At 41.4% G+C, this 12,415-nt stretch carries 16 protein-coding genes; 6 read left to right on the top strand and 10 right to left on the bottom strand.

Annotated elements, in window-relative coordinates:
- Positions 1-2: 2 nt before the first annotated feature.
- Positions 3-659 (bottom strand): Crp/Fnr family transcriptional regulator, encoded by a 657-nt coding sequence (locus tag IRQ78_RS08215; RefSeq protein WP_054551184.1) that lies wholly within the window; start codon positions 657-659, stop codon positions 3-5.
- A gap of 268 nt (positions 660-927) precedes the next feature.
- On the opposite strand from IRQ78_RS08215, the gene IRQ78_RS08210 reads away from it, so the two are divergent.
- Positions 928-1,158, top strand: coding sequence for a YgjV family protein (locus tag IRQ78_RS08210; RefSeq protein ID WP_054551185.1), 231 nt, complete (start codon positions 928-930; stop codon positions 1,156-1,158).
- A gap of 2 nt (positions 1,159-1,160) precedes the next feature.
- Here the strand turns inward: IRQ78_RS08210 and IRQ78_RS08205 are convergent, their stop codons facing one another.
- The 5 genes from IRQ78_RS08205 to IRQ78_RS08185 form a co-directional block, all read right to left on the bottom strand.
- A complete protein-coding gene (locus IRQ78_RS08205; RefSeq protein ID WP_194441790.1) occupies positions 1,161-2,801 on the bottom strand; it encodes an amidohydrolase in 1,641 nt (546 codons plus the stop codon).
- 92 nt (positions 2,802-2,893) lie between these two features.
- On the bottom strand, positions 2,894-3,127 hold the full coding sequence (locus tag IRQ78_RS08200; RefSeq protein ID WP_054551187.1) for an EF-hand domain-containing protein: 234 nt from the start codon (positions 3,125-3,127) through the stop codon (positions 2,894-2,896).
- 4 nt (positions 3,128-3,131) lie between these two features.
- Positions 3,132-3,365: an EF-hand domain-containing protein gene (locus tag IRQ78_RS08195; RefSeq protein WP_054551188.1), complete on the bottom strand. Its 234-nt coding sequence runs from the start codon at positions 3,363-3,365 to the stop codon at positions 3,132-3,134.
- Between the two features lie 98 nt (positions 3,366-3,463).
- The gene (locus IRQ78_RS08190) at positions 3,464-3,691 is read right to left on the bottom strand and encodes a hypothetical protein (protein ID WP_054551189.1); all 228 of its coding nucleotides are present in this window, start codon (positions 3,689-3,691) and stop codon (positions 3,464-3,466) included.
- Between the two features lie 9 nt (positions 3,692-3,700).
- Positions 3,701-3,928 (bottom strand): EF-hand domain-containing protein, encoded by a 228-nt coding sequence (locus tag IRQ78_RS08185; RefSeq protein WP_054551190.1) that lies wholly within the window; start codon positions 3,926-3,928, stop codon positions 3,701-3,703.
- Between the two features lie 312 nt (positions 3,929-4,240).
- Here IRQ78_RS08185 and IRQ78_RS08180 point away from each other — a divergent pair, with 312 nt between their 5' ends.
- The 4 genes from IRQ78_RS08180 to IRQ78_RS08165 are packed head-to-tail and all read left to right on the top strand — an operon-like array spanning position 4,241 to position 8,082.
- The gene (locus tag IRQ78_RS08180; protein ID WP_054551191.1) at positions 4,241-5,698 is read left to right on the top strand and encodes a HAMP domain-containing sensor histidine kinase; all 1,458 of its coding nucleotides are present in this window, start codon (positions 4,241-4,243) and stop codon (positions 5,696-5,698) included.
- 1 nt (position 5,699) lies between these two features.
- Positions 5,700-6,227 (top strand): hypothetical protein, encoded by a 528-nt coding sequence (locus IRQ78_RS08175; RefSeq protein WP_054551192.1) that lies wholly within the window; start codon positions 5,700-5,702, stop codon positions 6,225-6,227.
- Positions 6,228-6,229: 2 nt separating this feature from the next.
- Complete coding sequence (locus IRQ78_RS08170) at positions 6,230-7,573, top strand: sigma 54-interacting transcriptional regulator (protein WP_054551193.1); 1,344 nt, start codon at positions 6,230-6,232, stop codon at positions 7,571-7,573.
- Positions 7,574-7,581: 8 nt separating this feature from the next.
- Positions 7,582-8,082: a DUF1543 domain-containing protein gene (locus tag IRQ78_RS08165; RefSeq protein ID WP_054551194.1), complete on the top strand. Its 501-nt coding sequence runs from the start codon at positions 7,582-7,584 to the stop codon at positions 8,080-8,082.
- 1 nt (position 8,083) lies between these two features.
- Here IRQ78_RS08165 and IRQ78_RS08160 read toward each other — a convergent pair whose 3' ends face one another.
- The 4 genes from IRQ78_RS08160 to pdsR all read right to left on the bottom strand — a co-directional run bounded on the left by IRQ78_RS08160 (position 8,084) and on the right by pdsR (position 11,443).
- A complete protein-coding gene (locus IRQ78_RS08160) occupies positions 8,084-8,293 on the bottom strand; it encodes a hypothetical protein (protein WP_054551195.1) in 210 nt (69 codons plus the stop codon).
- Positions 8,294-8,343: 50 nt separating this feature from the next.
- Entirely contained in the window at positions 8,344-8,514 is a 171-nt protein-coding gene (locus IRQ78_RS08155; RefSeq protein ID WP_156426462.1) for a hypothetical protein, read from the bottom strand.
- Positions 8,515-8,627: 113 nt separating this feature from the next.
- Positions 8,628-10,754, bottom strand: coding sequence for a proteobacterial dedicated sortase system histidine kinase (pdsS, locus tag IRQ78_RS08150; protein ID WP_054551196.1), 2,127 nt, complete (start codon positions 10,752-10,754; stop codon positions 8,628-8,630).
- Positions 10,754-11,443, bottom strand: coding sequence for a proteobacterial dedicated sortase system response regulator (pdsR, locus tag IRQ78_RS08145; protein ID WP_054551197.1), 690 nt, complete (start codon positions 11,441-11,443; stop codon positions 10,754-10,756). The genes pdsS and pdsR overlap by 1 nt, the downstream gene beginning before the upstream one ends.
- 219 nt (positions 11,444-11,662) lie before the next feature.
- On the opposite strand from pdsR, the gene pdsO reads away from it, so the two are divergent.
- Positions 11,663-12,400: a sortase-associated OmpA-like protein PdsO gene (pdsO, locus tag IRQ78_RS08140; RefSeq protein WP_194441789.1), complete on the top strand. Its 738-nt coding sequence runs from the start codon at positions 11,663-11,665 to the stop codon at positions 12,398-12,400.
- The last annotated feature ends 15 nt before the right edge of the window (positions 12,401-12,415 follow it).

Below are 12,415 nucleotides of genomic sequence, written 5' to 3'. Positions count from 1 at the left end.
ACTTATAACTGCGCAAAACTATCGACGTAATCACTAAGCTTGTCGATATCTACTACTTGTAAACCTTGATTACTTCTTTGCACTAAGCCTTTTTCAACTAACTCTGTAACGACGCGTCTATATGCTCTTTCGGTGGTAGCAAAGCGCTCAGCTTCAGCATTTACGGTAGGGTAGGCACGCAGTAACGTTGGGTTGCTGTTTTCAGCTCTTAATAAGCAATCTTTAGCTATGTTGTAGCTAAGTGGTAATAGCAGCTTATCTAAGTTTATTTTTTGGTTTTCTTGGAATTTAGCGGCAATTGTTTGCGCTGTGTACAAGCTTAACTCTGGCTTTTCTAACAGTAGTGCGCGCCAATGCTTGAGCTCTATTAGGTTATAGCTTACATCGCTAAAGCACGTAACTGTATAAATACACGGATAGTTATTCAGAGCTTCAATTTCACCTATCAGTGTGTTGTTACAATCAAGCTGGCCTAAAAGAAGGCGTCGGCCATTACCCACGTCATAGCTGAACGACACTGTGCCGCTTCTCACTAATACGAGTTTTGACAAGGGTTGATCTTGGTGGATCAGCACCTCTTTTTTAGCTTGTTGAAAACTGCTGCCAGCAAATGTCAGTAATTGGTCAACAAGATAGCTTGAAAAATGATATTGAAACATTAACGCCGCTCTTCGGACAATTGTCCTATTTATTACATCTTAATGACGTTAGCATTAAGATTCTAAGAATTTACGCTAACTTGCTAGTAAGGTGTTTCACGTTACTGATACCTTCATTTCCCGTGTAATGATTTTAAAGCCAAGGTTATTCTTAAGCTTTACAAGGTTTTTAGTAAGTTAGCTTTTTTATTTTATTGTCAAAATAGCACAGAGTGCGTCAAAAAAAATGACAAGCTCCAATGCTAACCTAAAGCCTAGGAGAGAACAATTGAGTTGGGAATATTTAGGCTATTTAGCGTCAGCACTGTTGGTTGCTTCTTTGACAATGAGCGATGTAGTAAAACTACGTTGGCTTAACTTAGCAGGGTGTATTGCATTTACCTTCTACGGATTAGCAATAGGAGCCGTGCCCGTTGCCTTCACTAATGGCTTACTGGCGTTTGTGAATATTTACCACATCGTTAAATTAAAGCGTCAGCAAAAAGCTGACGCCGAGTAATATTATTCCTCTTTTTTATATTTCAGCTCGCCCGCAATCCAAGTTTGCGTCACATTTATATCGTGGATCTCTGAGATTGGCGCTTTGTAATAGTCTTTATCAATCAAAATAAAGTCAGCCCATTTACCTTGCTCTAAACTGCCTACCTTAAACTCTTGATGTGCAGCATAAGCACCACCTAAAGTAAATGCACGCAAAGCTTCATCACGCGATAGCAGCTCTTGTGGTCGCCAGCCGCCTTCTGGTAATTGATTATGATCCATTCGGGTGATGGCCGAATATAAACCATCAAATGGGTTAGCAAGCTCCACTGGAAAGTCAGAACCCGCTGCAATCACTGAGCCTTGTGCTGAAAAGGTCTTCCAAGCATACGCCCCTTCAAGTTGTTTTTCAGTCAGGCGCTGCTCAGCCATATGCATATCAGAGGTTGCATGAACAGGCTGCATTGATGGAATAATTTTTAATGTTTTAAAACGAGGAATATCTTCAGGAGTCACGATTTGTGCATGTTCAATTCGGTTACGAAGTAAAATACCACCGGTTTTTTTAAATACATTTTCATAGGCATCGAGTACTACGTGATTGGCTTTATCACCAATTGCATGAGTGTTTGCACTAAAGCCATGGGAAAAGCTTAGGTTAAATAGCTGCTCAAGCTTTTCTTGAGTTTCAAGCATTAAGCCATGATGATTTTTACGATCAGCGTACTCTTCAATGAGGGCTGCGCCTCGGCTTCCCAAAGCACCATCCGCATACACTTTGACACTGCGAATCGACAGCATGTCATTCATGTCTTTATATTTACCCGCTTTGAGCATGGTTTCTAATTGAGGATCGGCAGCACTTAGCATGGCTACGATTCTGACAGGAAGAGTACTTTGCTCAGAGCGCTGCTTGTATACTTGCCACGTGTCGTAATCGATACCGGCATCATGGGTTGATGTGATGCCTAAACTTAGTAGATGTTTACCTGCATTATCTAATGCTGTATTTATGCTGGCATGGCTTACTTTTGGTATATGCTGAGTAATAAGCGTTTCGGCTTTATCAATGAATACCCCTGAAGGTAAGCCAGAATCTAGCTTTAAAATTTCACCGCCAGCAGGAGAGGGAGTTTGTTTGGCAATACCTGCAAGTTCCATGGCTTTTGAGTTAACCCACACAGCATGACCATCAACGCGAGAAAGCACCACAGGTTTGTCTTTTACGTATTTGTCTAAATCAGCTGCAGTTGGAAACTCACCGCCAGGCCATTGCTCTTGGTTCCAACCGCGACCAATGATCCAACTTTGTTTATCTTTGGCAAACTCAGCCAGCATTTTGCCAACCTCATCTGCCGAGCGCGTATTCCTTACATCAAGTTGTGAAAGATTATTACCTAAACCAATAACATGGCCATGAGCATCGACTAAGCCTGGTAACAATGTGGCTTGCTTGCCATCAATTGCGGCGGCATCAGGGAAGCTATTTTTAATTGAGTCATTGCCTGTTTTTACGATTTTACCGTCTTTAAAAACCAGTGCAGAAAAGTGTTGGGTTTCGCCTTTATAGGTAGGCGTATAGCCATTTACATTATAAATAACAGTGGTGTTGGCAAAACAGCTAAGTGAAGCTGTTGCGAGTAAGCTGATGATGAGTTTCATAATCTTCTAATAGTTTTTATTGATTTATGAAAACAGTATCAGAGTTGCAGTAAACTGCAACTCAGCAGAGATTAATAGTTAACTATAACTCTTTATTTGCTCGCATAAATCTTAAACTCACTGAGGGATAATTTATTATCTTTATCACTGTCGTAATTTTTAAATCGCGACCACAGAGCTGGGTCTCTCGCAGACTCTGAGCGAGTCAGGTAACCATCGTCATTACGATCAAGTTGTTTAAATTTTTCACCAATACTATCTGCAGCAAAACTCATTGTGCTAAATGCACAACTTAAAACTAGGCTGGCAAAGGTTAATTTTGACATTACTTTAACTCTTGTTTGTTAAATAGTGTTTAAACTCAAGGAGCGAGATTTGTTGATCTTTATCTGTATCCCACTGCGCTATGCGTTTTTGCAAGTGCGGTTGCGATGACAGTTCCTGCTCAGATAAAAAGCCATTTTTATCTTTATCTAGGTGATCAAAGCGTTGTTTTACGTCCAATGCTAAGCTATTGAAGCTTATAGTAATTAAGGTGCATGGAGCAAGCCAGAAAATTCTCATAATTGTCTCCTAAATAAAAGTGCTTGCCATAATTTAACTCCCAAAATTTAAATCCGTTTACACATTCCCTCTGGGATTATGGCAAGCACTTTAAGCCGTTAAGGTTTGAATTTTTCAAACTCTTGTTCAGACAAAACCTGATCGCCGTTTTCATCCAGATCGGCAAATTGCTTAAGTAAGTTATCGTGTTTGGTTGCTTCAGTTAATGAAATCTCGCCATCGGCGTTTGTATCAAATTTAGCAAATCGAACATCCATTTGTGATGCTAAAACGGTGGCGCTGATAACTAAAAACATCAGCGAAAATGCAGCTAAAAGTTGTTTCATTACAATCTCCTATTGAATAAACGACTGAAACTCAGAAAATGAAATTTGGCCATTTTGATTACTATCAATTTGCGTAAAGTTGCCGTGCAACAAGGCATCTTCAGATGCTTCTGCTTCACTCAAAAAACCATTGCTGTCTTTATCTAGCTCATTAAATGTTGTCTGCAAATCAAGTGCGTAACTATGAACTGAGAACAGACTTATAAGCAGGGTGGCTACCGGGGCCGTTACTTTCATTTTGTGTCCTAAATAACTAATTTGCTTAGTACTAATCAAAATCAGTGCCAATATTAAAAGTTATTAATTATCAGTTGGTTATGGTTTTTGTGTGGTTTTGAATGCGAAATAGTTACAGGGTGTTGTGTCTTTTTTGCAACGATTTTCAGGTGTTAAAAGTTTATCTATTTTATTTCAATGAGTTAGTTTGTTGCCAAATAGCAACTTTGTATCGGTTTTTGGGGGAAAATCAGTGCTTTTTAAGGTCGGATTCAGCGAGTGTCTAAGTTTGTTCGCTAATAATCAGCATCTGCAATTATGTTGAGAGTGAATATGCAAAATACAGTAGCGGTAAAAATAAAACAGTTACTCAATTGGCGACCTAGTCTTATTGGCCAGTTCGTCTGTAGCATTTTGCTGTCTTTACTACCGTTATCTTTGGTGGTGATTTTATTTTTAAATGCGCTCAATAAGCAGCTTGCAGTGACTCAAGAAATCGTCGGTGACAATTACGAAATTACCAAAGCATTTAACAACCTCAAACAAGACTTAAATAGCCTTGAACGAGCAACTCGACAAAACTGGGTGCTTAAAAGTGAATCCCTCGATAGCTTAATTGCCAACAAATGGCAATCGTCACTGCAAAGTGTCGATGAGCTCATTTTCTTAAGCCCAACCGCTGATTATGTCTCGCAGTGGCGGCAATTGGCTGAGGTATTACAATTTGCGCATCAACATTTATTAGTAGAACAAAAGCAAGATGGTGAGCTGTTTGCACCCGCTAGTAAGCTTATCAGTGAGCAAACAAATTGGCTCAAAGAGCAAAATGAATTACGCATAACAAAAAATCAGCAACAATTAAAAGCACTTCAAGCTTCATTTATTAATTGGTTAGTTGCGTTAATTCCACTCACGTTATTGGTCGGGGGCGGGTTTCTTTGGCGGATCAGCGGGCGGCTCAGAGAACTCACACATGTGATTGATAAACTTGGACAAGGTCACTGGCAGCAAAAAATTCAAGTTCGCGGCTCGTCAGAGTTAGTTGAATTAGGTAATAAATTAGAGTGGGTTCAAGCGCAGTTACATATGCTTGAGCAGCAAAAAGATACGTTTTTACGCCATGTGACACATGAATTAAAAACGCCCCTAGCTTCGATGGTTGAAGGCACAGACTTACTCGCAGATGAAATTGTTGGTCCTATCAATAGCGAGCAACAAGCCGTTCTTGAGCTAATAACGCAAAGTATGGTGCGACTCAGAGCCATGATTGAAAGCTTATTGAGTTACAATGCCATTCGCACCAGTAAGCAAAGCCTAAGCGAGCTTAACTTTAATTTGATGATGAACAAAATTGAGCGTCATTTTGAGCACCGATTATCAGCGCGTGACTTATCCATTGTGTGGGTGAATGAATTACCAAATAAAGCTTTGTTTATCTCAATTGAGCTACTTGAAATGGTGCTTATTCAGCTTACCTCAAATGCGTTAAAGTTTTCGCCAGAACATGAGTCAGTGACAATAAAAGCAAGCTTAAAGCAGGGACAGTTAATTTTGAGTGTCAGCGACTTAGGAATAGGCATAGAAGATACTGAAAAAGCCGCCGTGTTTGGGGCTTTTTACCAAGGCAAGAATGCAAAACAACATACTGAAATGGGCAGTGGACTCGGTTTAACCATAGTTAAAGAAACTGTTGAACAATTAAACGGTAAGCTCTCTATTACTGATAATGAGCCGCAAGGATGTGTATTTACAGCCATTTTACCAATTCAATTAACCCAAGGAGTTAACTGATATGGGCTTAGCGAATAAAGCCAGTTTTATGCTTGTTATAGGCACACTTTTTATAACAGGGTGCACGATCACGCAAAAGCATGTTGAGGCAGAGCAAATAGAGCCGACAGCAGATGTGAAATCTCAAGGGCAACCTAATCCAAAGCCTCGGCCGAAAAGTGAGCCGTTATACCCGCCTGCAAGTACAGTCATTGCTTGGCATGCTGCCAAGTGCGGTGGCTTTAAAGCAAGCTCTGATAAAGCAAATTATGTTGGCGAAAATGAGCTAAAGCGTCTGTTTGAGTCGATTTGTTTACTCGGTGCTTCAGAGCCAGAAAAAGCTCTTAGTCAGCTTGAAAAAAGTGACCATGCTTTTTATTGGCCAGATGATATTAAGCAGTATCTATGGTTACAAAAGCAATATTTACAACAGAATTTAGCGGCAAAACAAGCTAAGCAAGCACTGAGTGATGAAATGGAAAAAACCTTATCGTCGCTTGCGACTATCGAACAACAACTTCTGCTACGTGAAGAGACCAAGGAGCAGTAACCATGAATGAAGTAACAAAACCACGGGTTTTATTAGTAGATGACGATGCGAGTTTATTAAAGTTACTAGCGATTAGAATTGAGTCTAAAGGCTATTTGGTAAACACAGTTGAAAGTGGCATTGAGGCATTACAAACACTAAAAAACCAAACCTATGATGCGGTGATCACTGACTTAAGAATGGATGAAATGGACGGCATGGCTCTACATCGCCAGTTACAAAGTCGTTACCCTTCAATGCCGGTGATTATGATGACAGCACATGGTTCGATACCTGATGCAGTGGAAGCGACGAAGCAAGGTATTTTTGCATTTATTACCAAACCAGTTGATAAAGATGAGCTGTTCGACAGCCTTGCTAAAGCTATTGAGATCCATGGTGTACACGGTGATGAAACACCGACACAAACAAATATTGTCACCCGTAGCGGCGCGATGTTGCATTTACTTGAGCAAGTTAAATTGCTTGGTCCAACGCAAGTGAATGTGTTGATCTCCGGTGCTAGCGGCACAGGTAAAGAGTTGCTTGCACAAGCAATACATCAACATAGCCATGTTAGTGACGGGCCATTTGTGGCAATTAACTGCGGCGCTGTGCCGGGGGAGCTTTTAGAGTCTGAATTGTTTGGGCATAAAAAAGGCGCGTTTACAGGCGCAGTCAAAGACCATCAAGGTTTGTTTCAACAAGCTCAAGGTGGGACCCTTTTTCTAGACGAAATTGGTGATATGCCGCTAAATTTACAGGTAAAACTACTGAGGGTTTTACAAGAGAAAACCATTCGCCCTGTGGGCTTTCAAGAAGAGATCCCAATTGATGTGCGGGTGGTGTCGGCGACTCATAAGAACCTCCCAGAGGCAATCAATAATCAGCAGTTCCGTGAAGATTTATATTACCGATTAAATGTGGTGAACTTAAAACTGCCTCCGCTTTGTGAACGCCGAGAAGATATTAGTTTGCTAGCACAGCATTTTGCAGGTCTAATTGCTAAACGTATGGGGCAAGAGCAAAAGCAGTTTGCCAATGATGCGATGCATGCTTTGGTGCGCTATGATTGGCCGGGTAATATCCGTCAATTACAAAATGTGATAGAGCAGGTAGTAGCCCTTACACCTGGTAAAGTGATAGCTGCTCAGTTAGTTGAAAGTGCATTAAATAGTAATGTTAGTATTGCTGAGCCACTTTCGTTAAATGATGCAAAAAAAGAATTTGAGCGAGATTATTTAATTAATACGCTGAAAATGTCAGCGGGTAATGTTGCCGAAGCCGCAAAGCTTGCGAAACGTAATCGCTCAGATTTTTATAAATTAATCAAAAAGCACAACATTAATGTTGAAAGCTTAATATAAGGAAAAACATGGCGCTTTTTTTAGTCTATCTGGGCGGTCGTATTCAAGGTTGCCACATTGAAATGCACGACGTTCGATTTGTCGTAGGCGATAGCATTGAGCAAACCTACTCAAAACTAAAAGCACAATGGGTGGGTGATAAAAGCAACGTACACATGGATAGCTACATGCAAATTCAGCACATTGATGGTTATCAGGTCGAAGTGGTTGATAGTGCGCATCACCAAGCCGAAAAACTGTATTTTGTGAACTTAGGTGCCTATAGAGCTGATAGCCTTGCAGAGCAGCATGATTTTGCATTGTACGTTGCGCGTAGCAGTGAAGAAGCAAAGCAACGCGCTAAAGAGTCTTTATTGGCGGGAATGACTCATCTTCATAAAGATGATTTACACGATGTAGACGATTGTTTTGCGATTGACTTGTTAGATAGCAACTTATCAATCAAATTAACGCCAAGCGGGCAAGCACAAGCAATGAAGCCCGATTGGTTTGGCTATCACGTGTTGTGATCTATTCTTGGTTATCGTTTTTACTGGCAACTTTAAAGGCGATAATCACCAATCCAAACAAGGCAAATGGCAGTGCAGCGAGTAAATACTCAACGGTATGGCTGTCTTGATAGTTGGGCTGGAGTAGGAAGTGACCTGCAACACAAAGTAAAATAGCCACGAATAAAACGGGCAGTAAAATCAGTTCTTTTTTAGGTGAGTGTTTTTTCATTACAAGGCGTTATATTCCAAAGGTGCGCCATTGTAATGAGCTACCCTTAGCTAGGTCAAATAAGTTGCTTTGTAGTTTGCTTTATATTGCGCTGTATCAACTTTTTTAGTGTCAGCTTTTACAGGCTGCTTTTTTGGAGCCGCTGGTTTATCGGTTGCTTCATTATAGCTAAACAGCCCCATAATGAATTCAATCTCTTCACGTTGTAATCCAGATCGCATGATGCCCTCCAAAGAATAATTTGCCTTTTGTATTACAAATATTACGTCCTGTAATCTGAATTATCGGTGAATACCTAGTCATTAAACTGTAATCATATGTAACGCAAATATGCTTATTTAATAGGCAGCTCCACAGTAAACACAACACCTGTGCCATCAGCTAAATTTTCTGCCAATACTTTACCGTGATGGTAATCGCAAATAAGCCTTACAATATAAAGACCTAAACCCAAGTGTGGCTGCTGCTGATGTTGCTGACTTCTCACCGAGACCATTGAGTCGAAAATGTGTTCAACTAAACCGTCAGGGAGCAAAGGCCCTTGGTTGCTGATTTTTAATAATGCATGCTGCTCTTGCTTGGTTAAGCTGACTGAAATTGTGCTTTGCGGGGTTTTAAACTCAAGTGCGTTGTTGATGAGCTTATCGAGTAATTGGGCAATAAATTCTGGTGCGCCACTAACATTTAACGGCTCTTTACAAAGCGACAATGTAAATAGGCTTTCACCATAGGTTATTTGATAGCCCTGCATGCAGCCGGTGATCACCTTGGTCAGGTCAAACTCTTCTGCCTCGGCACTTTGAATACTTTGTTCAAGGCGCGTTGCTTCACTCATGGTGGTAATAATTTTACCTAACCGCTCAACCCCTTCACTGGCACGGTCGAGGTATTTTTGACTCAGTTCAGATTGCGGCTGCATTTGTAAATTTTCAAGCGATGAGCGCACAACAGCCACGGGCGTACGCAGTTCATGGGAGAGTCGTGATGACATATTTTCTAAGTAATCAGTATAACCACTTAAACGGCTAACAATGTTGGCAAAGCTGCGAGAAAGATCGCCAATTTCGTCATTCGAATCGGCATAAGTAATTTTGCCGGTGATCCGCCCTTGAGCATCAATGGCTTGTTCGGCGTTGTCACGCAAGCGGCGAATACGGCTGGAAATTCTTGAAGCAAAAAAGAACAGTGTCACAGTACCAACAAGCATCACCGCTAAAATGACATTAAATAGCTTTTCTAACGATTTATTACGCAGAGTACGCACGCCGTTGGTGGTTTCTTCTGCGATTACTGCACCTATTACTTTGTCTTGGATCCAAATAGGGTAGGCCGCCGATAAAATAACGGCTTTGTTATCTGGGGTTAAGCGCCATGATGATGCGGGTTTACCATTTAAAGCGCTGGCTATGTGAGTACCTTGCATCGCTGCGACATCATGTAAGGTATCAATAAACTCATTTTCTGGGCGAGTTAAAATTTTATAGTAAAGTGGGTGTAAGTAATCTTGCTCAAAGCGTTGCCACCAGGTTGTTGCGGGCGCATCTTTTAGGCCGTCTGCCCAAACGCCATCGGCATGATGAATTGAGCCAGATTGTGCAAGTACACGATGATGGTTATCGACGACCCAAATTCGGCTGCCACTGTGGCCCATGCCTTTCAAGATACGGTTAATTTCTGGCGAAGGCACTAAAACAGAGCCGATATCATTGGGGTTTTGTAGATTTGAGGTCGACATAAGCTGAGGCTCAACCTTGTCTTCATCCCAATCTTCAATAGCAAAACCAAGCTTATTACCTAGCATCGAAAGTGGAAAACGCAGCTCTATGTTGTAACCCGCGTTGGTGCTTTTAAAATAGCCTTGGATTTTAGTGACCGGCTCTTGTGTAGCAGCATCAAAGGCATTAACCCAACCATCTTGGCGGGCAGCCACCACATAACTTTTAAACTCACCTTCAGGTGTTTTTAACATGATCTGTAAGTGATCATTACGGGTAAAGCTAAGCACATTTTTAGCACGATACACCAGTGAGCTGTCAGTGACTTTAAAAGCCGCATAGAGGTAGTTTTCGTATTTGCCCACCATATGATCAAAACTTAGATCACTATCATGATGCTCATGGCTTAACCCCTGTAAATAGCGCTCGTCGTAATGCCAAAATAGGTTTTGATAAGGCTGCCACTCTGACAATTTACCATCAAGTTGAATCGGGTTATTTAGGTTATAGGCATATAAATCTCGGCCTTTTACAACTTGATCTAAAAAGTTGGTTTGCGAGTCAAACAAAGCAGGGCGCTCATGTAATGCGGTTGCGAGTGCGCGGGTGGTGCCCACTAAGGTTTTTTCTTGCCCTTGTCTTAAGAATTTTTCCATTTCCCACACATATTCATAGCCAAGCCAAGGCAATAAAAATAAAAAGCAGGATAAGAAAATAAACTTTGTTCTAAGCCCCAAACGCAGCATTAAGCTTGCTCCCAGCGATAACCCATACCGTAAACGGTATCAATGCAGTCAAATGCACCATCTAAAGCAATAAACTTTTTACGAATGCGTTTTACGTGTGAGGTAATAGTGCTGTCATCAACATAAATTTTCGCATCACTCATTAATTCGTTGCGGCTTTTTACATGGCCTGGACGCTGTGCAAGTGAATGTACCATCCAAAATTCTGTCACAGTTAAATCAACCAGTTGCTCTTGCCAAAAAACCTGCATGCGCTGGGTATCTAACTTTAACGGGCCACGATGCAAAAGAGCAGTTTGATCGGCGGGTTGATCGAAAGCATCAAGGCGTCTAAACAAGGCACCAATGCGAGCAGCAAGATGCGCCATACTGATGTCTTTGGTTAAGTAATCGTCAGCACCCATGCGCAGGCCACATACGGTATCAATTTCGCTATCGCGGGCGGTTAAAAATATAATCGGTAAGGTTTTAGAAAGACTGCGTAATGTTTGGCAAAGTAAAAAACCACCATCCACTTCATGGCCAAGGCCAATATCAACAATGGCTAAATCTGGTAAAGATTGACTAAATGCTAATTCAGCACTGGCTCTGTCAGCAAAACCTACAACCTGATAGCCCTGAGCGCTGAGCATTTCAGTGTAGTTTTCGCGGATTGCTGTTTCATCTTCAACGATTGCTATTTTCTTCATTGTTAATACTTACTTAAATTCTTTCTATAGCGAACTATACCTAATTTTTTGCCTTGCGTACTGGCAAAAACGCGATTGCCATTTTTCTGCCACAATTGCTCAGCAGTTTGCCTTTTTTGATCCCCTTTATTGCCATTTCGACTTGTTTTAATAGCTCCATACCAAGTTCGCAACACCAACCAATGTTGCCAAGCAATTAAGTAGAAAAAGGATTAAACCATGAAAAAATTAATTATTGCCGCTGTTATCACATCTGCTGTATCTGTAGCCCCTTTTGCAGACGCTGCGAGTCAAGCTAAACAAGAAACACCAAAAGAAACAGCCATTGGCTTAGGTGCAGGTGCCGTTGTTGGCGGCCTAGTCGGCGGCCCAGTGGGTGCATTTATTGGCGCGTTTGCTGGTGGCTTAATTGGCGAAAAAGAAGCGGCAGACAACACCATTGATGAACAAGCACACGCATTAGTTGTAATGAAAGAGCAAACCGCTGATTACCAACAAGTAATTGCCGATAACGCCGTCTTAAGTGAGCAGCTTGAATTATTAGCTGACGAAAAAGAGCAGTTACTACAAGCCCAATTGAACACCTTATTGGCCATGACGGTACAGTTTAAAACTGGCTCTAGCGAAATTGCCCCACACTTTGCTAACCAGCTCAATAAAGTCGCACAGTTACTTATTGCTCAGCCAAATCTGGCTATCGACTTAAATGGCTTTGCAGATCAGCGTGGTGATGAGTTGGCTAATTTAATGCTCTCAAAACAGCGTGTAAATGCAGTGCAAAGCTACTTAATTAAACAAGGTGTGCCTCATACGCGCTTAACCGCTACCGCCTTTGGTGAGCAGCAAAGTGTTGCCGATTCAAATAACTACGAAGACAACGTGTTTGACCGCCGCGTAACCTTAACGACACGCCCTGTTTCACAAAGCAGCTTACGCACAGCACAAAGTAACCACTAATTCATCGGTCGATGG

The organism is Pseudoalteromonas simplex (genome assembly GCF_015278155.1).
GTDB classification, from domain to species: domain Bacteria; phylum Pseudomonadota; class Gammaproteobacteria; order Enterobacterales; family Alteromonadaceae; genus Pseudoalteromonas; species Pseudoalteromonas simplex.
Note: the sequence above shows the minus strand (reverse complement) of the source record. Positions and strands in the feature narration are given on the sequence as shown.